The sequence below is a fragment of the Naasia sp. SYSU D00948 genome (genome assembly GCF_017916515.1).
GTDB lineage: Bacteria > Actinomycetota > Actinomycetes > Actinomycetales > Microbacteriaceae > Naasia.
In genome coordinates this window covers 732889-752655 of sequence record NZ_JAFMTA010000001.1, presented here as the reverse complement: position 1 = coordinate 752655, position 19767 = coordinate 732889, and the positions used below count along the sequence as shown (strand labels likewise).

Annotated in this window: 16 protein-coding genes and 2 tRNA genes; 9 read left to right on the top strand and 9 right to left on the bottom strand. The window is 71.5% G+C overall.

All coding sequences use genetic code 11. The features are described 5' to 3' along the window. Positions 1–128: 128 nt before the first annotated feature. Positions 129–203 (bottom strand) — tRNA-Arg (locus J3P30_RS03470). A 317-nt stretch (positions 204–520) separates the two neighbouring features. Between J3P30_RS03470 and J3P30_RS03465 the strand changes: the two genes are divergently transcribed. Both J3P30_RS03465 and J3P30_RS03460 read left to right on the top strand, forming a co-directional pair. Beyond that, on the top strand, positions 521–4222 hold the full coding sequence (locus J3P30_RS03465; protein WP_374058564.1) for a DUF4011 domain-containing protein: 3702 nt from the start codon (positions 521–523) through the stop codon (positions 4220–4222). A 10-nt stretch (positions 4223–4232) separates the two neighbouring features. Continuing rightward, entirely contained in the window at positions 4233–4409 is a 177-nt protein-coding gene (locus J3P30_RS03460; protein ID WP_210479535.1) for a hypothetical protein, read from the top strand. A 139-nt stretch (positions 4410–4548) separates the two neighbouring features. Here the strand turns inward: J3P30_RS03460 and mscL are convergent, their stop codons facing one another. From mscL to J3P30_RS03445, 3 genes are read right to left on the bottom strand one after another with little or no spacing between them, the layout of a single operon-like run. Further along, positions 4549–5079 (bottom strand): large conductance mechanosensitive channel protein MscL, encoded by a 531-nt coding sequence (gene mscL, locus J3P30_RS03455; RefSeq protein WP_210479534.1) that lies wholly within the window; start codon positions 5077–5079, stop codon positions 4549–4551. Next, positions 5076–5393, bottom strand: a complete 318-nt coding sequence (locus J3P30_RS03450) for an FmdB family zinc ribbon protein (RefSeq protein WP_210479533.1) — start codon at positions 5391–5393, stop codon at positions 5076–5078. The genes mscL and J3P30_RS03450 overlap by 4 nt, the downstream gene beginning before the upstream one ends. An 18-nt stretch (positions 5394–5411) precedes the next feature. After that, positions 5412–6011: a 5-formyltetrahydrofolate cyclo-ligase gene (locus tag J3P30_RS03445; RefSeq protein WP_210479532.1), complete on the bottom strand. Its 600-nt coding sequence runs from the start codon at positions 6009–6011 to the stop codon at positions 5412–5414. 39 nt (positions 6012–6050) lie between these two features. Here J3P30_RS03445 and galU point away from each other — a divergent pair, with 39 nt between their 5' ends. The 5 genes from galU to J3P30_RS03420 all read left to right on the top strand — a co-directional run bounded on the left by galU (position 6051) and on the right by J3P30_RS03420 (position 11015). Beyond that, on the top strand, positions 6051–6944 hold the full coding sequence (gene galU / locus J3P30_RS03440; RefSeq protein ID WP_210479531.1) for a UTP--glucose-1-phosphate uridylyltransferase GalU: 894 nt from the start codon (positions 6051–6053) through the stop codon (positions 6942–6944). A 2-nt stretch (positions 6945–6946) separates the two neighbouring features. Beyond that, the gene (locus J3P30_RS03435; RefSeq protein ID WP_210479530.1) at positions 6947–7597 is read left to right on the top strand and encodes a GNAT family N-acetyltransferase; all 651 of its coding nucleotides are present in this window, start codon (positions 6947–6949) and stop codon (positions 7595–7597) included. 275 nt (positions 7598–7872) lie between these two features. Beyond that, positions 7873–8796 carry a hypothetical protein gene (locus tag J3P30_RS03430; RefSeq protein WP_210479529.1) on the top strand — a complete coding sequence of 308 codons (924 nt, stop codon included), beginning with the start codon at positions 7873–7875 and terminating at the stop codon, positions 8794–8796. Positions 8797–9295: 499 nt separating this feature from the next. Then, positions 9296–9368 (top strand) — tRNA-Ala (locus J3P30_RS03425). Positions 9369–9629: 261 nt separating this feature from the next. Continuing rightward, positions 9630–11015 (top strand): LLM class flavin-dependent oxidoreductase, encoded by a 1386-nt coding sequence (locus tag J3P30_RS03420; protein WP_210479528.1) that lies wholly within the window; start codon positions 9630–9632, stop codon positions 11013–11015. Between the two features lie 60 nt (positions 11016–11075). Here J3P30_RS03420 and J3P30_RS03415 read toward each other — a convergent pair whose 3' ends face one another. Further along, on the bottom strand, positions 11076–11990 hold the full coding sequence (locus J3P30_RS03415) for a dihydrodipicolinate synthase family protein (protein ID WP_210479527.1): 915 nt from the start codon (positions 11988–11990) through the stop codon (positions 11076–11078). Between the two features lie 187 nt (positions 11991–12177). On the opposite strand from J3P30_RS03415, the gene J3P30_RS03410 reads away from it, so the two are divergent. Both J3P30_RS03410 and J3P30_RS03405 read left to right on the top strand, forming a co-directional pair. After that, positions 12178–14520 carry a glycoside hydrolase family 3 N-terminal domain-containing protein gene (locus J3P30_RS03410; RefSeq protein ID WP_307807388.1) on the top strand — a complete coding sequence of 781 codons (2343 nt, stop codon included), beginning with the start codon at positions 12178–12180 and terminating at the stop codon, positions 14518–14520. 45 nt (positions 14521–14565) lie between these two features. Next, positions 14566–15618, top strand: coding sequence for a LacI family DNA-binding transcriptional regulator (locus tag J3P30_RS03405; RefSeq protein ID WP_210479525.1), 1053 nt, complete (start codon positions 14566–14568; stop codon positions 15616–15618). Here the strand turns inward: J3P30_RS03405 and J3P30_RS03400 are convergent. The 4 genes from J3P30_RS03400 to J3P30_RS03385 form a co-directional block, all read right to left on the bottom strand. Further along, positions 15582–16289, bottom strand: coding sequence for a ThuA domain-containing protein (locus tag J3P30_RS03400; protein ID WP_210479524.1), 708 nt, complete (start codon positions 16287–16289; stop codon positions 15582–15584). The genes J3P30_RS03405 and J3P30_RS03400 overlap by 37 nt on opposite strands. Further along, on the bottom strand, positions 16276–17064 hold the full coding sequence (locus J3P30_RS03395; protein ID WP_210479523.1) for a carbohydrate ABC transporter permease: 789 nt from the start codon (positions 17062–17064) through the stop codon (positions 16276–16278). The genes J3P30_RS03400 and J3P30_RS03395 overlap by 14 nt, the downstream gene beginning before the upstream one ends. Positions 17065–17066: 2 nt before the next feature. Next, a complete protein-coding gene (locus tag J3P30_RS03390) occupies positions 17067–18020 on the bottom strand; it encodes a carbohydrate ABC transporter permease (RefSeq protein WP_210479522.1) in 954 nt (317 codons plus the stop codon). A 128-nt stretch (positions 18021–18148) separates the two neighbouring features. Next, the gene (locus J3P30_RS03385) at positions 18149–19510 is read right to left on the bottom strand and encodes an ABC transporter substrate-binding protein (protein ID WP_210479521.1); all 1362 of its coding nucleotides are present in this window, start codon (positions 19508–19510) and stop codon (positions 18149–18151) included. Between the last annotated feature and the right edge of the window lie 257 nt (positions 19511–19767).

Genomic DNA, 19767 nt, shown 5'->3' with positions numbered 1-19767 from the left:
CGCGCCGGTGGGCTGGAGAGCCGATCGGACGGGGCCAGCCGTAGACCTAGGCCGCTAGCGGCTCCCTGCAGGGCACGGGCAGTATCGGAGCACTGCCGCAACGTCGCGAACGGTCCGCCGCGCGTGCGTGGTGCCCCTGGAGGGACTCGAACCCCCAACCGTTTCCTTAGGACGGAACTGCTCTTCCATTGAGCTACAGAGGCGAGGCCCGCCCAGTCTACGGTCAGGAGCCCTCGTGCCGCCGCCGCGGAGCACGGGGCGGACCGGCGGTCGGCGGGTGGACCGGGCGAGCTCCGGCCGGCCCTCGATTCCGACGCCGCCCGTCCTCGCCCCCGTCGGGGTCGGCACGCGCGCGTGATCGCAGAGCGGTTCCCGGTGGACGAGGGACGACACGCCCCCCGTCCGGGGTCCGCGAAACTCGCGGCGCCTCCAGGTTTCCGGGACCCGAGCCGCATACAGTGGGCGGGTGGCGTGGGTCGGCAGGAAGAACGAGGACGTGAGCGTCTTCTCCGAGGCTGTCGTGCCGAAGGTCGCGCCGGCCCCGGTGAGGCCGCAAACGATCACCGTCGGCGACCCGCGGGCGACGCCGATCAACGTGGCGGAGCCGCAGTGGGAGAAGTGGCGCGCGGAGGTCGCGGCCATCGGCGGCCCGTCCCCTCTCCTGCAGTTCATCGACTCGCCCCGGACCCGCATCGAGCTCGGGACCACGCATCCCGGCGGCCTCGCCCAGTTCATCACCGGCAAGACGACGCTGCTCTCGAGCCTCATCCGGGACGACCTCGCCTTCCGGACCGCGAGCGTCGCGGCCTCCAACATGACCGCCAAGGGCGTCGAGCTCAGCTCCACCCGCGGCATCGACTCGATCCACCTCGCGATCGGCATCGCCGAGTGGAAGCACGACAAGAAGGAGTACCGGGCACCGCTCCTGCTTCGGCCGCTCGCGCTCCGCCGCTACGGCCGCGACTTCGAGCTGCGGCTCAAGGGCTCGCCCTTCCTCAACCCGGCGCTCGCGCGGGCCCTGCACGAGCAGTTCCAGATCACGCTCGATCCCGCCGCGTTCGTCGCGCTCGCGGGGACGGGGAACACGTTCAAGCCTCAGGCGGCCATCGACCGGCTGCGCGGGCTCACCTCCCACCTCGCCTGGTTCTCGGTGCACCCGCGCCTCGTCGCGTCCTCGTTCGCGGACGTCGCCCCGCCGATGCTCGCCGACGTGCAGAAGCTCGACCATCCGGTGATCGACGCGCTCGCGGGCAACAAGAACGCGAAGCGGACGATCAGCGAGGCCTACCGGAAGATCGAGCCGGCGGGCCAGGACGAGCGCCCGCCCGCGAGCGACACCCTCGTGCTGGATGCGGACGCCGAGCAGGAGTTCGTGGTCGCGCAGATCGCGGAGGGGAACTCGGTCGTCGTCAAGACGCTCCCCGGCACGGGCGCGACGCAGACCATCGTCAACGCGCTCGGCTGCCTCGTCGCCCAGCACAAGCGCGTGCTCGTCGTCAGTCCCCGGCACGCCACCCTCGCCGCTCTCACCGCGCGCCTCAACGAGACGGGCCTGCCCGGCATCGCGGTCTCGCCGCGCTCCGTGCGCCGCGACGTCATCCAGTCGATCAACCGCAGCGAGAAGGCGGTGGAGCGCAACACCGCGGAGGTCGACGAGGCGCTCGTCCGCCTCCGCAGCGTGCTGCTCGACTACCGCGAGGCGCTCGCGCGCAAGGATCCGATCCTCGGGGTCTCGGCGCTCGACGCCCTCTCCGAGCTGGCCCGGCTCTCGCTCCTGCCCGAGCCTCCGCAGACGACCTCCCGCCTCACCGACCGCGCCATCGAGGCTCTCGCGACCGACAGGGCGGGCGCCGCCGAGACTCTCGTCCGGGCCGCGGCGCTGGGCGAGTTCAAGTACGGGCCGGGGGACTCGCCCTGGTACGGCGCCACCTTCGCCACGTCCGCGGCCGCCACCAACGCGCATGCGCTCGCGAAGCGCCTGTCGTCGACGGACGTCCCGCGCCTGCTCGAGCGCGCCGGAGACCTCATCGGGCAGACCCGGCTGCGCCCGTTCGAGAGCATCGCCGAGCTCGGCATCTACCTGCGGCTCCTGCTCGACATCCGCGAGACGCTCGACAAGTTCCTGCCCGTCGTGTTCGACCGCTCGCTCGGCGAGCTGATCGCCGCGACCGGACCCCGCCGCGAGGCGGAGGCGATGAGCGGCGGCAACCGGCGCCGCCTGCGCAAGCTCGCGAAGGAGTACGTCCGGCCCGGCGTGCACGTCGCGGACCTCCACGACTCCCTCATCCGCATCCAGCAGCAGCGCGTGCTCTACCAGCGCTTCGTGACCTCCGGGGTGACTCCGGAGGTGCCGATCGGCATCGGCGACGTCCAGGTCGCGTACCAGCGCGTCGCGAGCGACCTCGCGATGCTCGACGAGCCGCTCGGTCTCGCCGCGACGTCCGGCTCGCTCGCGACCCTGCCGATCCCCGAGCTGCTCGGCACGCTCGCGGCCCTCGCCGAGGACTCCGAGGTCCTGCAGAACCTGCAGGAGCGCACCGCCCTCGTCACCACGCTGCGCGCGCTCGACCTCGACCCCCTGCTCGACGACCTGGCCCGCCGTCACGTCCCCGAGGAGGACGTGGCGATCGAGCTCGAGCTCACCTGGTGGACGAGCGTGCTCGAGCGGATGCTCGCCACCGACAAGGCGCTGCTCGGTGCGAACACCCGCGTGCTGGACCGGCTCGAGGCGGACTTCCGGCTCGTCGACGAGGCCCACGCCGCGGGCAACGCCCCGCGCCTCGCCTGGTCGCTCGCGGAAGCCTGGAAGGTCGCCATCCAGGACTGGCCGGAGGAGGCCGAGGCGCTGCGGCTGCTGCTGCGCGGCGAGTCGGCGAACGCCACGAGCCTGTACCGGGCTGCGCCGCACCTGTCGCGGCTCGTCGCGCCCGTCTGGCTCGCCTCGCCCTACGACCTGTGGACGATCTCCGACGAGATCCCCTTCGACGCCGTGTTCCTGCTCGACGCCGGTTCCGTGAGCGTCGCCGAGACGCTCGGTGCGATCCGCCGCGGCAAGCAGATCGTCGCGTTCGGCGATCCCGTCACCCAGACCCCGGTCGACTTCCGGATCGCGGTCCAGGACCTCACGAGCGGCTCGCCCGGCGTCGAGCACACCCAGGAGGAGCTCGACGCCCGCCACGCGGACTCCGCGCTGTCGCGGCTCGGGGAGCTGCTGCCCACGCTCGAGCTCACCCGCAGCTACCGCGCCGGCGGCCAGGACCTCGCGGAGCTCGTGAACCGCCGCTTCTACGGCGGCAAGATCCAGTCCCTGCCCTGGGCGGGCAGCTTCCTCGGCCGGCCGAGCCTGGTGCTCGACTACGTCGTCGACGGCTTCGGGATGCCGGACGCCGACAGCGGCTCGGTCGAGAGCGTCGATCCGGAGGTCGCACGCGTGGTCGAGCTCGTGCTCGACCACGCAATCAAGCGGCCCAAGGAGTCCCTCCTCGTCGTGACGGCGAGCCAGAAGCACGCGGTGCGCGTGCAGGCGGCCGTCCTCCGCGCGGTCGCGAAGCGCGTCGAGGTGACGGACTTCTTCCTCAAGGAGCAGGCCGAGCCGTTCATGGTCGTGACGCTCGAGCAGGCCGTCGCGCTCAGCCGCGACCGCGTCATCCTCTCGATCGGCTACGGCCGCACACCCCACGGCCGGATGCTCTCCGGCTTCGGCTCGCTCGGCCGGCCCGGCGGGGACCGGCTGCTGGCGTCCGCCGTCACCCGCGCCCGCCGCTCGCTCGTCATCGTGTCCTGCTTCCGACCCGAGGACATCAGCCCGGAGCGGATGTCGCACGGCGTCCTCGCCCTCGGCGAGCTCCTCGCCGAGGCGGAGGCGCGCGTCGGCGAGCACCGCGAGCCGGACGAGAGCGACGCCATGCTCGTCGACCTGTCCCGGCGGCTCGAGGCCCTCGGGCTGAAGACGGCGCTCGGCTACAAGGGTCTCGGGCTCGTCGCCTCGTACAAGGGGCGGGCGATCGCGATCGAGACGGACGCCGCGGTGACCGGCACCAGTCTGCGCGAGGCGCTGCGGCTGCGTCCCGAGGTGCTGAAGCGGCTCGGCTGGCACTACCTGCGCGTGCACAGCTTCGAGCTCTTCGCCGACCCCGGCGGCGTCGCGCTGCGGATCGCGATCGCGCTCGGGGCGAAGCACCTCGCCCCGCAGACCGAGGCGATCCCCGTCATCGCGGACTAGGGTCTGCGGCGTGGCAGAACCGCGCAGGCACCGCCGCGTCCGCACCGAGCCCGTGCCGGGGTCCGACCCGTCCCCGCAGGAGCGCGTGGATGCGGTGCGGGCGAAGGAGGACGCCGACGAGGCCTGGGGCGACCGCTCGGACGGCAACGACGCGCGCCTGCGGGCGGACAAGCCGCCGCACTACTGAGCGGGCGACTCTGCGGTGGCTGCGCGGATCAGGAGTTCGCGGTTCCCGCACGGCGTGTTCTCCTGATCCGCGCTCGGAACCGGGCAGCTGTCCTGATCGGCGTCGAAACTCCTGATCCGCGCAGAGGGCGGGAGGGGGCTCAGTCGGCGGGGGTGGCGCCCGGGCGGATGACCGCGTGCTTGCCCGTCGTGATCGGGACGGCGTCCTTGTCCGCCTGGGCCGCCAGGAGGTCGCGGATCTGCAGCAGCAGCTCGGCCTCGCTCGGCGGGAGCGGCGCCTTGTCCTCCTCGGTCTCCTCCTGCTGCTGCTTCGCGAAGGCGATGCGCTTCAGCCGGTTGAGCGGGAGGACGAGCACGAAGTAGACGACGACCGCGACGATGAGGAACTGGAGGATCGAGCCGAGGACCGACCCGAACCGGATGTCGGCGGTGCCGCCGCTCGTCGTCGGGATGCGCCAGATCAGCGCGTCGTCGAGGCTCTCGGCGTTGAAGAGGGCGCCGATCGCCGGGTTGAAGATCCCGGACACGATCGCGTTCACGACCGCGGTGAAGGCGGCGCCGACGACGACGGCGACGGCGAGGTCGAGGACGTTGCCGCGGAGCACGAACTCCTTGAAGCCCGCGAAGAGGCTCTCCTTCTGCTCGCCGGCCGCCTTCTCCTCCTCGCTCACGAGGAGGCGCCGGTCGAGGCCGGGGCGGACGACGGCGCCGACGACGACGAGCCCGAGCCCGACGAGCCGGAGCCCGCGTCCGACTTCCCGGCGCCGGAGCCCGACGAGCCGGAGGCCGGCTTCGAGTCGGAGGGCTTGCTGCGCGAGTCGGTGCGGTAGAACCCGGATCCGTTGAACGTCACCCCGACCGGGCTGAACACCTTGCGGAGCGTGCCGCCGCACACGTCGCACGTGGTGAGCGCGGGATCGCTGAAGGACTGCACCGTGTCGAAGGCGTTGCCGCACGCGGTGCACTTGTAGGAGTAGGTCGGCATGGAGGAGCTCCGGGTCGATCAGGATCGGGACGGCGTCGAGGCGAACCGGAGGATCCGGGTCGGAGTCACCGCGCCGTCGACCGGCTGATCATGCCGCTCGCGGGGGACCTCGTCGATCACCTCGGAATCGAAGACTACCGCGAACACCGGGGGGCACTTCTCGATCGACCCCAGCATCTTGTCGAAGTACCCCTTGCCCCAGCCCATCCGGACGCCCCGCTCGTCCACGCAGGCCGCCGGCACGAGGATGAGGTCCACGTCGTCGATCGCGCTCGGGGGGAGCAGCTCGCCGATCGGCTCCGGGAGGCCGAACAGGCCGACCGTCTCCTCGGTGCCGTGCGACACCGTCCAGTCGAGGAGCCCGTCGTTGCGGGTGATCGGAAGGAGGGTGCGGATGCCGTGCTCGGCGGTCCAGCGGAGGTACCCGCGGGTGTCCGGCTCGTCCGGCGCGGAGAGGTAGCAGGAGACGGATCTGGCGCCCGTGGAGCGGGTCAGCTCGACCAGATTGCGGGTCAGTCCGCTGCTCGCTTCGGCCCGCTCCGTGGACGTCAGAGTGCGTCGGCGCTCCCGCAACTCGGCTCGAAGTGCCCTCTTCTGGTGCCCCGGGTCGGCCGGCATGGTCCGATACTAGGGGGCCCTCCCGATAGCCTCTTCTGTATGCCCTCCCACATCACTAAGGCGGTCATCCCTGCCGCAGGCCTCGGCACCCGCTTCCTTCCCGCCACCAAGGCGATGCCGAAAGAGATGCTGCCGGTCGTCGACAAGCCCGCCATCCAGTACGTGGTCGAGGAGGCCGTGTCCGCTGGACTGAGGGACGTCCTCATGGTCACGGGCCGCAACAAGAACGCTCTCGAGAACCACTTCGACCGCGTCGCGGAGCTCGAGGCGACCCTCGAGGCGAAGGGCGACCTCGCCAAGCTGCAGCGGGTGACGGAGTCCACGGACCTCGCGGACATCCACTACGTCCGCCAGGGCGACCCCAAGGGCCTCGGCCACGCGGTCCTGCGGGCCCGGATGCACGTGGGGGACGAGCCGTTCGCCGTCCTCCTCGGCGACGACCTCATCGACTCCCGCGACACCCTGCTCAGCCGCATGATCGAGGTGCAGGGCCAGCGCAACGCGACCGTGGTGGCCCTTCTCGAGGTCGACCCCGCGCAGATCCACCTGTACGGCGCGGCGGCGATCGAGGCCACCGAGGAGGACGACGTGGTGCGGATCACCGGCCTCGTCGAGAAGCCGTCGCCCGAGAGCGCGCCCTCCAACTACGCCGTCATCGGACGCTACGTCCTGCGTCCCGAGGTCTTCGACGTGCTCGAGAACACGGCGCCCGGCAAGGGCGGCGAGATCCAGCTGACCGACGCGCTCCAGCACCTCGCCGCGTCGGAGACGGACGGCGGCGTCTACGGCGTCGTCTTCCGTGGCCGCCGCTACGACACCGGCGACAAGATCGACTACATCAAGGCGATCGTCCAGCTCGCGTGCGAGCGGGGCGACCTGGGTGAGGAGCTGCGCCCCTGGCTGCGGGACTTCGTCGCCACCGTCGGTGACTGACGGTGGCCATCATCCCCACTCTGCGTGACGGCAGGATCACGGTCCGGCCGATCCGCCTCCGCGACGCGCGTGCCCTCGAGCGTGAGCTGCTGGAGAATCGCGGCTGGCTGCGGGAGTGGGAGGCCACGAACCCCCGGGGGCCGATGAGCTTCGACACGCGTTCGACGATCCGCGCGCTGCAGGCGAACGCGCGGTCGGGTCAGGGTCTGCCGTTCATCATCGAGGTGGACGGGCAGCTGGCCGGTCAGCTGAACGTGTCCGGCATCGCGTACGGCTCCACGTCGTCCGCCTCGACCGGGTACTGGATCGGCGAGCGCTTCGCGGGCGCCGGAGCGACCCCGACCGCGGTCGCCCTCACGACCGACTACTGCTTCCAGCAGCTGGGGCTGCACCGGATGGAGATCTGCATCCGCCCCGAGAACGCCAAGTCGCTGCGGGTGGTCGAGAAGCTCGGCTACCGGTACGAGGGGCTGCGGCGCCGCTACATCCACATCAACGGCGACTGGCGCGACCACTTCTGCTTCGCGCTCGTCGCCGAGGAGCTCCGCGAGGGCGTCCTGCGCCGCTGGAAGGAGGGACGCGTCCCTCCGGACGCGGCCCACATCCCGAACGCGGACCGGGAGGCCGCGGCGCAGCCGTTCCCGGCCTGGTGAGGTCGGGGCGGGTCGCGAGTCGTGCGGGTCGTGCGGTCGTCGTGCCGGTCGTGCGGACAGTCGCCACCCCGTACCTGACCCGCAACTGTCCGCACCACCCGCGTGGCCGTACGCCTGACGCGCGGCCTGCCGCCTGTCTCTCGTGCTCCCGGGCCGGCCGGATCACGAGGGCTGACCCGCTTTCGGGGGCCCTCTTACCTGATGAGCGCCGAGAACGGACGAGACACGCCCCGGCAATCCGATGACCACGGGAGCCCGCGCTCTACCGTGAGCGCATGGGCGGCGAGAGCGCGGGCGGCGGCATCATCATCGCGCTCGCCGCGGTGCTCTGGCTCGTCTACCTGATGCCGAGCTGGCTGCGCCGCCGGCAGTACCTCGCCACCGAGCGCAACGCCGTCCGCCTGCAGCAGACCCTGCGGATCCTCGCCGAGACGGCGGAGGTCCCGGAGGAGGTCCGGGCGGAGATGGACGCGCGCAGCGTCGCGGAGGCGCACCGCGCGCTGAAGCAGGCCGCCCAGCGCGCCGAGGCGGTTGCGCACGCGCGTGATGCCGCCGCGGCGCGTGCCCTCGCCCGCAGCCCGAGGGCGCCCCGCGAGCCCAAGCAGCGGGCCGCCGCGGTGTCCGCGCTCGCCGCATCCCGCCTCCGGCGCGCTCGCCTGCTCGCCTCGGTCCTCCTGGCGGCGTCCGGCGTCGGCGTCGTCGTCGGTCTGCCGCAGGTGTTCGCGAGCGGCTCCTGGCTGCTCCTCGCCGCGAGCTCGGTCGGCGTGCTCGGCGCTCTCGCCTTCCTGCACTGGGTCGCCACGGTGGCCGCGGCGCGGCGCGCGACCCTCGCCGTCGACCGCACCGTCACCGTCGCGCCGCCGGTGCAGAGCTTCGTCGACTGGGAGAAGACGGAGGAGGTCCGGCCGACCTGGACGCCGGTGCCCCTTCCGAAGCCCCTCTACCTGTCCCGCACCGAGCTCCCCACACCGCCGCCGGGGCCGGTCCGTCGCATCGAGGTGACGGTGGACCAGTCGCTGCGCGACGCGGCCGCGAAGGCGGAGGCGGCCCTCCGCGCCGCCCAGTCGGCCCCGGAGGTCGCCAGCATGCCGGCGCGGCCGGTGTCGAAGGAGCGCTACGTCGCCCTCGTCGAGCTCGAGGACCCCGCACCCGGCATCACCGACCTCAACGACGTCCTGCGCCGCCGCCGCGCCGTCTGATCCCGCCCGCCCTCGGGCACGCCTCCGCGAGGCGGCGGCAGGGGGCGGGGCTGCTGCGGCGGGGCTTCCGTCCGCCGAGCGCCCTGTAACGCCGAGCGTCACCTCGAACACCGAGGGCGCCCGTTGCACAGGGCGCATTCGGTGTTCTAGGGCGCGCTCGGCACCACCGAGTGCGCCGGAGGTTTCGTACATTGGCCGTGCGCGACCCCGGCGGAACGTTCCGTCTGCCGTGCCGCACCGACTGCATCCGGGAGGACCGAGGGCAATGGGTGCACGGCGGGATCCGGTGCCCGGATGCGCTGGGCACCCCGCAGACCCCGTTGGCGCAGTCGATGCCGCCGAGCGCACCCCGAGACACCGAATGCACCCCGTGCCCGAGGCGCTCTCGGGGTTCCGGGGTGCGCTCGGTGTGCCAGGGAGCGCTCGAGGACGCCTGCGCCGCTGCGGAGCCCGGTGGCGCATCCGCCCGTCCCAGAACTGGTAGTGTGGACGGGCACTTGGGCCTGTGGCGCAGTTGGTAGCGCGTCTCGTTCGCAATGAGAAGGTCAGGGGTTCGAATCCCCTCAGGTCCACGAGAAGCAGAAGGCGTCCCACTCGGGGCGCCTTCTCCCGTTGCGGGGCGGCCTCCGCCTCTTCCGTCCGCGCTGCTTGCCGCAGGTAGCGGCAGGGCGCGCGCTCCGCCTCAGCCCTCGGCGCCGCCTTTCGGCCCCCCCTTCCGCCGGCGCGCCGCACCCCGCATCCCCCCGCCCCAACCGTTACGGGATGTGTCGAGCCGTTACCCGCCGTTGCGGGCGCCGTCGCGCGGGGCCGCCCCTGCATCGCACCATGGCGGCATGAGTCGACAGATCCGCTTCAACGCGTTCGACATGAACTGCGTCGCGCACCAGTCCTCGGGCCTCTGGCGCCACCCCGAGGACCGCTCCGCCACCTACAACACGCTCGAGTACTGGACGAACCTGGCGCAGCTGCTCGAGAAGGGCACCTTCGACGGCATCTTCATCGCCGACGTGCTCGGCACCTACGACGTCTACGGGGGCAGCAACGAGGCCGCGATCCGGAACGGGGCGCAGGTCCCCGTGAACGACCCGATCCTGCTCGTGTCGGCGATGGCCCACGTCACCGAGCACCTCGGCTTCGGCGTCACCGCCGGCACCGCCTACGAGCACCCGTACCCGTTCGCTCGGCGCATGACGACGCTCGACCACCTCACCAAGGGACGCGTGGGGTGGAACGTCGTCACCGGCTACCTGCCGAGCGCGGCGCGCAACATGGGTCACGACGACCAGATGGAGCACGACGACCGCTACGACCACGCGGACGAGTACCTCGAGGTGCTCTACAAGCTGTGGGAGGGGTCGTGGGAGGACGACGCCGTCGTCAAGGACCGCGAGCGGGGCGTGTTCACCGACCCGAGCAAGGTCCACGAGATCGGCCACCGCGGCAAGCACTTCACCGTCCCCGGCATCCACATCTCCGAGCCCTCGCCGCAACGCTCCCCGGTGATCTACCAGGCGGGCGCCTCGCCGCGCGGCATCGCGTTCGCCGCGGGCAATGCGGAGGCGATCTTCGTCGCCGCGCCCACGAAGGAGGTCCTGACGGGGACGGTCTCGCGCATCCGCGACGCCCTCGAGGCCGCGGGCCGTGACCGGTACGCAGCCAAGATCTACACCCTGCTCACGATCATCACGGACGAGACGCCGGAGAAGGCGCAGGCGAAGTACGAGGAGTACCTCTCGTACGCCAGCGACGAGGGTGCTCTCGTGTTCATGTCGGGCTGGATGGGGATCGACCTGTCCCAGTACGACCTCGACGAGCCGGTCGGCAACGTGAAGAGCAACGCCATCCAGTCGGTGATCGCCAACCTGCAGGAGTCCGCGCGACACGGAAAGGAGTTCACGGTGCGGGACATCGGCCGTCACGGGTCCATCGGCGGCCTGGGTCCCACCATCGTCGGATCCGGCACCCAGATCGCCGACCAGCTCCAGGAGTGGGTCGAGGAGACCGACGTGGACGGGTTCAACCTGGCCTACGCGATCACGCCGGGCACCTGGGAGGACGTGATCGAGCACGTCATCCCGGTGCTCCGCGAGCGGGGCGTGTACCCGACCGAGTACACGCCCGGGACGCTGCGGCACAAGCTGCACGGGCGGGGCGACCGGCTGCCGGAGGAGCACAAGGGCGCCGGCTACCGGATCGGCGCTCAGGTCGCCGTCGGCTGAGCCCGTCCCAGCTTCCGGCTCGGACGCCGCGGTGCGACGCGACGTCCGAGCCGGAGCGCCCTACCGCGCCCAGGAGAGGAGGAAGGGCGACTTCCGTCGCGCCAGGTCCACGAGCTGGGTCCGGGTCTCGGGGGAGACGTCGGGCAGCGGGGCACGGGCTCGGTCGCTCGCGATGACCCCGGCCTCCTGCAGGAGGATCTTGGACGCGCGGAGGCCGACCTGCCGGTTCTCGAAGTGCACGAGCGGCAGGAGCTCCTCCCAGGCGGACACCGCCGCCTCTCGGCGGCCGGCGGCGTAGTCCCGCACCACGCGACCGAGCTCGGCGGCCGCGATGACGCTGCTCATCGTCCCGATCGCGCCGGCATCCAGATCGGGGATCAGCGTGACCGCCTCCTCCCCGTCGAAGAGGCCCGGCAGGTCCTCTCCGGCGGCGCGCGACAGCAGGCGCAGCTTCTCCGCCGCCTGGGGGACCTCGATCTTCGCGTACCGGACCTGGGGGACCTCGTGCGCGATGCGGGCGAGCAGCGGAACCGGGAGCGGCGTGGCGCTCATCGGGGCGTCCTGGATCATGACGTCGATCGACAGCCCGTCCGCGACCCGCTTGAAGTACTCGAGGACGCCCTCCTCGCCGACGCGGACCGTGGTGCCGAAGAACGGGGGCATCAGCATGACCATCGAGGCTCCGGCCGCCTCGGCGGTGCGGCACCGCTCCGCCGCGATGCGGGCGCTGAAGTGGCTGGTCGTCACGGCGATCGGGACGCGACCACCGGCCTGGTCGAGCACCGCGGACATCACCGCCATCCGCTCGGCGTCGTCGAGCGAGAACTGCTCCGAGAAGTTGGCGAGCACGCAGATGGCGTCCACCTCGCCGTCGATCAGGAGGTCGACGACGCGCCGCTGACCGTCCAGGTCGAGGCTCTCGTCCTCCGCGAACACGGTCGGCGCGACCGGCAGAACGCCGCTGAGCAGCTCCATGGACACCTCTCCGTCCTCGTCGGCGGGCCCTCCGACAGTACTGCCGCGCGGCCCCGTCGCCCGGGGGCGCACGCGCCGTTGCCCGGGCTCCCGCCCTTTGCTACGGTGGCCCGACGTCGCGAAAATGTTGCCAGAAACTTTCGCGGACGCGCACGCGAGTGCTCTCAGAGTCGAGAGGGGAAGAGCCGTGTCCGACGACACCATCACCGCCACCGAGAGCGAGCGCTGGCGGGACCCGTCCCTCCCGGTCGACGAGCGCGTCGCCGCACTGATGAGCGGGATGACCCTCACCGAGAAGCTCGCGCAGCTCGGCAGCTACTGGCCGAAGAACCTCGTCGAGGAGGGGGAGTTCGGAGACGTGGCGCCGCTCGAGAGCGAGATGAGCGAGCAGGGGCAGTCGTTCGAGGCCGCGGCCGCCGAGGGGCTCGGCCACCTCACGCGGGTGTTCGGCAGCGTCCCGGTCGATCCGGAGGAGGGCGTCGCGAACCTCCGGCGGTACCAGCGCCACCTGAGGGAGAACACGCGCCTCGGCATCCCGGCGATCGCGCACGAGGAGAGCCTCACCGGATTCACGACGCTCGGCGCGACGGTGTACCCGACGGCGACGGCCTGGGGCGCCACCTTCTCGCCCGAGCTCGTCGAGCGCATGGCCTCCGCGATCGGCGACGACCTGCGCAGCGTCGGTGTGCAGCAGTCGCTCTCGCCGCTGCTCGACGTCGTCCGCGACTACCGCTGGGGCCGCGTCGAGGAGTGCATCGGGGAGGACCCCTACCTCGTCGGCATGCTCGGAACGGCCTACGTGCGCGGCCTGGAGAAGGCCGGCATCATCGCGACGCTCAAGCACTTCGCCGGCTACTCGGCGTCACGCGCCGGCCGCAACCACGCGCCGGTCCCGATGGGACGCCGGGAGATGGCGGACGTGATCCTGCCCCCGTTCGAGATGGCGGTGCGGCTCGGCGGCGTGCGCTCGGTCATGAACTCCTACACGGACGTCGACGGCGAGCCGGTCGCCACGAGCACGGAGCTCCTCACGAAGGTGCTGCGCGACCAGTGGGGCTTCGACGGAACCGTCGTATCCGACTACTGGTCGATCAACTTCGTCCACACGATGCACCGGGTGGGGGAGGACGTCGCGGCCGCGGGAGCGGCCACGCTGCGGGCCGGCCTCGACGTCGAGCTCCCCGAGACCTCCGCCTACCGCGCCATCGCGCGGCTCGTCGAGTCGGGCGAGCTCGACGAGCGGCTCGTCGACCGCTCCCTCGAGCGGGTGCTGCGGCAGAAGGCGGACCTCGGGATGCTCGACCCGGGCTGGAAGCCGCCGGCGAAGGACGGACCGATCGACCTCGACTCGCCCCGCAACCGGGAGATCGCGCGCGAGCTGGCGGAGAAGTCCGTCGTCCTCCTCGCCAACGACGGCGTCCTGCCCGTCCGCTCGGCGCCCGCGCGGATCGCCCTGCTCGGTCCCTCCGCGACCGAGCCCCGCACGATGCTCGGCTGCTACTCGTTCCCGAACCACGTCATGTCGCGGCTCGGCGACGAGGGAACGGGGATCCCGGTGCCCACGATCGCCGACGCGATCCGCTCAGAGTTCCCGGACGCGGAGCTGCGGGTCGTGAAGGGCGTCGAGATCAGCGGCGGAGACACCGGCGGCATCCCGGAGGCCGTGGAGGCGGCGCGGAACGCGGACCTCGCCATCGTGACGGTCGGCGACCTCGCGGGGCTCTTCGGCCGGGGCACCTCCGGGGAGGCGTGTGACGCCATCGACCTCCGGCTGCCCGGGCACCAGTCCGAGTTCCTCTCGGCGATCCTCGACACCGGCACGCCCACCGTCCTCGTCGTGGTGTCCGGCCGGCCCTACGCCCTCGGCGACTACGCCGAGCGCGCGGCGGCGATCGTCCAGGCCTTCCTGCCCGGGTCCGAGGGCGCCGCCGCGCTGAGCGGGGTCCTCTCCGGCCGGGTGACCCCGAGCGGCAAGCTCCCCGTCGGCGTCCCGAGCCACCACGGGGGCCAGCCGGGAACCTACCTGGCACCGATCCTCGGCCGCTTCAGCAAGGGGGTCTCGAACCTGGATCCGACGCCCCTCTACCCCTTCGGACACGGGATCTCCTACACGACGTTCGAGTACTCCGACCTGTCTCTCTCGGCCTCGGCTGTCGAGGCGACCGGTGCCCTCACGGTGTCCGCCGTCATCCGCAACACCGGGGACGTCGCCGGCGAGGAGGTCGTGCAGCTCTACCTCTCCGACGAGTACGCCCAGGTCGCCCGGCCCGTCCGGCAGCTCACCGGCTTCACCCGGGTCGCCCTCGCTCCCGGCGAGGCCGCCCGGGTCTCCTTCGAGCTCTCCGCCGACCTCACCTCCTTCACGGGAGTGGACTACCGGCGCATCGTCGAGCCGGGGAGCTTCCGGGTCTGGGTGGCGGCGTCGAGCGAGGACCTGCGGCTCGAGGGGACCTTCGCCGTCACCGGCGACCTGCGGATCGTGGAGGGCGAGCGGGTGATGGTCGCGCCGGCCACCGTGTCGCCCCTCTGACAGGGGTGATGCCCGCGGTGGGCACCGTGCCGGTATGGTAGGACCATGACGGACGAAACTTTCGTGGCCGGGCGTGCTCCGCGCACCACGCTCGCCCGCGTCGCGGCCGAGGCGTCCGTGTCGATGGCGACCGTCTCCAAGGTGCTGAACGGCCGCCCCGGCGTCGCCCAGGAGACGCGGGCGCGGGTCGAGGAGCTGCTCCAGGCGAGCGGCTACAACCGACGCGGTGTCGCGCAGGCCGCCTCCCTGATCGAGCTCGTCGTGAGCGACCTGGTGAGCGTGTGGGCGATCGAGCTCATCCGCGGCGTCGAGCGTGTCGCGCGTGAGAACCAGCTGAGCCTCGTGCTGACCGAGTCGGGGGACCGGCACGCGCCGGGCCGGGAATGGATCGACGGGGTCATCTCGCGCCGTCCCGCGGGCGTCATCCTCGTGTTCTCGGACCTGCCGCCCGAGCACAAGGTCCAGCTGCGCTCGCGGAACATCCCGTTCGTCATCCTCGACCCGTCCGGCGATCCCGCTCCCGACGTCCCGTCGGTCGGCTCGGCCAACTGGTCGGGCGGTGTCCTCGCGACCCGTCACCTCATCGGGCTCGGGCACAAGCGGATCGCCATGATCACGGGGCCGGACGACATGATGTGCTCGCGGGCCCGGGTCTCCGGCTTCCGGTCCGCGATGGAGCAGGCGGGCCTCGAGGTCGACGAGGAGCTCGTGGTCGCGGGCGACTTCCACCGGGAGGACGGCGTCGAGCAGGGCCACCGGCTGCTCTCTCGGCCCGACCGTCCGACCGCGATCTTCGCGGGGAGCGACCTCCAGGCGTTCGGCGTCTACGAGGCGGCGCGGGCACTCGGGCTGCGGGTGCCGGACGACGTCTCGGTCGTCGGCTACGACGACCTCCAGGTCTCGCAGTGGGTGGGACCGCCACTCACCACCGTGCGGCAGCCGCTGACCGAGATGGCGGAGCAGGCGACCCGGCTCGTCCTCCAGCTGCGGGGGAGCGAGCGCCAGGAGACGGTGCGCATCGACCTGGCGACGAGCCTCGTCGTGCGCGACAGCACCGCGGCCTACGTCGAGTCGCGCGTCCCCGAGACCGTCGGCTGACGTCCGCCCGCCCACGCGAACACCTCGCGGAGCAGCTCGGCGTGAGCCGTCGAGTCGAACGAGCGAGCGTCGTGGCCCAGGGCATCCCCGGCCGCACGGGCCGACCCGTACCGGCGGAGCCAGACGAGCGGATGCCGCTCGTCGTCGAGCTCGTGCGACACCAGCGTCTCGGCGCCGGTCTCGAAGCCGAGGTGGCTGTAGAGCTCGTCCACCACGGTGAACTCGCCGGCGCCGTGCGTCAGGTCGGTCGGGTGCACGCGGACGGTCGCCGTGCCGAGCGGCGGATGCATGGAGCGGCCGGGAACCCAGCGGGCGCCGAGCGCCGAGCGCCACTCCGGCATCCGCAGCAGCCCCACGGCCGCGGCGTGGATGCCGACGACACCGCCTCCCCGGGTCAGGTGCGTGCGCAGCGCGGCACGGGCGGCCTCGAGAACGGGCTCGGGGAGCGGGTCGGCCGGCTCCGGCGCGTTCGCGACGACGAGGTCGACGCCGGTGAGGTCGCTCATCCGGGCCCCCACGTCGAAGCTCACCTCGACCTCGTAGCCCGCCTCGATCAGGATCTCCTCGACCCGCCGCGACGTCTCCGCGAACGGATGCCAGGGGTCGGTGAAGGGCCCGCGCCCTCCGGACAGGAGGAGCGCGGACCCCGTCCCCTCGCTACTTGATGGCACCCGCGGACAGTCCCCGCTCGAACAGCCGCTGCAGGCAGAGGTAGGCGATCACCTCGGGCAGCGCCGTGAGGACGGCGGAGGCGAGCACCTTCGTCTGGTCGTGGCTGAACTGCCCGATGAAGTACGACGGCAGCAGGGTGATCGTCTGCTTCGCCGGATCCTGCAGGAACACGAGCGGCAGCAGGTAGTTGTTCCACGCGCCGATCAGGGTGAAGATCAGCACCGCCGCCGCGATCGGCCGGGTGAGCGGGATCACGAGGTGGATGAAGCCGCTCCACGAGCTCGCGCCGTCCACCCGCGCGGCCTCGAACAGCTCGTCCGGGATCCCGTTGATGAAGTTCCTCACCAGCAGCACCGCGAACGGCACCTGGAGCGCGGCGAGCGGCAGGATCACCGCCCAGTAGGTGTCGTAGAGCCCGGTGGAGACGGAGGTCGCGAACAGCGGCGCGAGCAGCACCACCTCCGGCAGGGTCAGGCACGCGAGCAGGAGCCAGAAGTAGACCTCCTTGCCCGGGATGCGGAACTTCGAGAAGCCGAACGCGGTGAACATCGTCACCACGTAGACGAGGATGATCACCCCGGCCGAGATGATGATGGAGCTGATGAAGAAGTTCCAGATCCGGCCCACGCTCAGCACCGCGACGTAGTTCTCGAACCCGGCGCCGGCGAGCGATCCCTGCACCATCGCGACGAGGGGGAGCAGGAAGGGGATCGTCAGGAGCGTGACGAGCAGCTGCAGGCCGATCCGGCCCGGAAGACTCCGTACTTCGAACATGACTACCTCGCCCTCTCCCGGCCGCGGATCTGCAGGATGATCGCCATCACGAGGGCGAGGACGAGCAGCACGACCGACACGGCGGCGCCGTATCCCACGTCGTAGTTCGGGATCGTCTGCCGGTAGATGATCGTGCCGAGGAACTCGGTGGCGTGGTTCGGGCCGGCCACGGTCACGAGCCACGGCCAGTCGAACGTCTTGAGCGCGCCGATCGCCCCCAGCATCGCGAGGGCGACGGTGGTCCCTCGCACTCCCGGCCAGATGATGCTCCAGATGACCCGGAGGTTGCCGGCGCCGTCGATGCGCGCCGCCTCGATGATCGAGTTGTCGATCTGCCCCATGGCGGCGTAGTAGAGCACGAAGGTGAGCCCGGTCCACTGCCAGACGGTGATCGCCATGAGGACCCAGAGGGCGGTGCTCGACTGCGCGAGCCAGGGCTGGGTGATCGCGCCGAGCCCGAAGAACTCGAGGATCCCGTTGAACAGGCCGTCCGCCGAGAAGAACTGGCGGAAGACCGGCGCCATGATCGCGGGCGCGAGCACGACCGGGATGAAGATGATGACCTTGTAGACCACGCCGAGCTTCACGCGCGAGTGCAGCAGCACGGCGAACAGCATCCCGAGGGCCGTCTGCACCGTGAACGTGATGACGAAGAACAGGATCGTGTTCCGGATCGCTCCCCAGAAGACGGGATCGCGGAACATCTGGGCGTAGTTCCGGCCGCCCACGAACTCGGGCGTCGGGCTGAGCCCGTCCCACTCCCACGTCGAGATCACCGCGGTGTACCCGATGCAGAAGTAGAGGACTCCGATGGACAGCACGAGCCCGGGGAGGATCCAGGGGAGCCCGTGCGGCTGAAGGGCTCGGCGCTCCCGTTTACGGGGTCCCGTGCTGGGAGCGTTCGTGCCCGGGCTCGCTGCGAGCGTCCGGGCCGAACGGGGTTCGGTGGCGACCATACCCGCTCCTTTGCGTTGGTCGGCGCTGCTTCGCGCGCCGAGGATGGTGCTTTCGTGGTGGAGGGCCGGCCGGCCGCGAACGGCCGGCCGGCCCGTGCCCGTGGCGCGATGCCTCGGGCGGGGAGGCGCTACTCGCCGAGCGCCGCGACCGTCTCCTGCATCCGGTCGGCCGCCTCCTGAGGAGTCGCAGTCCCTTCGGCGAGGGACACCGCCGCCTCGAGGATGGCGTCCTGCTCGTCCTGGTTCAGGTGGAGGAACCGCGCCGCGGTGGCCTGCGAGACCGTCTCGGTGTACTCCTGGAGCGCGGTGAGCTGCTGGTCCGGGAACGGCAGGGTGATGCTGTCCCAGTCCGCCGAGATGCCCTTGAGCGCCGGGATGTTGTTGAGGGTGTTGGCGACGATCTGCTGAGCATCCTCGTTCGTGGTGAGCCACGTGATGAAGGTGCGGGCCGCCGCCTTGTTGTCCGACTTCGTGCTGAGCGCCAGCCCGTAGTCCGCGTCGCCGAAGTACCCGGCCGGGTTGCCCTCACCGGTGACGTCCGGGAACTCGATCGGGACGAGCGGGAACGGCTCGGGGTCCGCGACCCCTGCGGCCTCGATCGCGCCGATCATGCCGGCCTCGGGGGCGTACTGCGTGTACCAGCTGCCCATCATGATCATGGCGTACTTGCCCGACATGAAGTCGTTGTTGGCGTCCGGGTACTGCGCGTAGCCGATGGCGCCCTCCTGCATGATCCCGTCGGTGAAGAGCCGCTGCCAGATCTCGAAGGTCTCCACGATGGCCGGGTCGTTCCAGGGGCGCTCGCCCTTCGACGCCTCGGTCCACGCGCCGGGCTCGACGCGCTCGGCGATCGCCTGGAGCGTGTCCTGGTCGAAGCCCTCCTGCGACGCGCCCTGCACGAAGCAGCCGATGCCGGCTGCGCGGAAGTCCTCGCACACCTGGACCCACTCGTCGAGCGTGGTCGGGTGCTCGAGGCCCGCCTGGTCGAACAGCGCCTGGTTCACCCACAGGGATCCGGCGTAGACCGCGCCGACGGACATGGCGACGAGCTTGTCGTCAGCGGTGAGGCCGTCGATGCCGATCTGCGACACCTTGTCCTTCCAGTCCTCGCCGAGGGCCTCCTCGGCGAGCGGCGTCAGGTCCTCGGCGAACGTCTTGAAGGCGTCGACGCGCGAGCCCGGCTGCACGCCGAAGACGTCCGGGCCGCTCGCGGTCTGAAGGGCGGGACGGAGCGCCGCCTCCCAGTCCTCGATCGGGACCTGCTTGTAGTTGACGGTGATGTCGGGGTACTCCTCGTTGAACGCCTCGATGTAGGTGTTCGCGACGTTCACGTCGGGAGTCCAGCCCCACCAGTCGATGGTGCCGGAGTCCGCGGTGCCCTCGCTGCCGCCTCCTCCCTGCGCGCCGCAGCCGGCGAGCCCGGCGGTCAGGGCGACGGCGCCGAGGCCCGCGGCGATGCGGATCCGGCGCCCTGCTCGTGCTGTGTTCATGGTTCTCCTTGCCTCTTCCCGGCACGACTCCGTGACGGGCCTGCGAGTGCGGCGACGCTGTGGGCGCCGCCGATCCGATGGCGGGGAGCGCGACCCTGCGGCCGAGGACGACGCGGCGATCCTCGTGAGCACGATGGAGAGCCGCACCGTCGACCGGTCGTCAGGTGAACGACATCTTTGTCCCCAACCCGAGCTTCGTGGGCTCGATCCATCAGGATTCAGCACAAGATACGTGGCCCCCCAGAACCGGTCAAGTT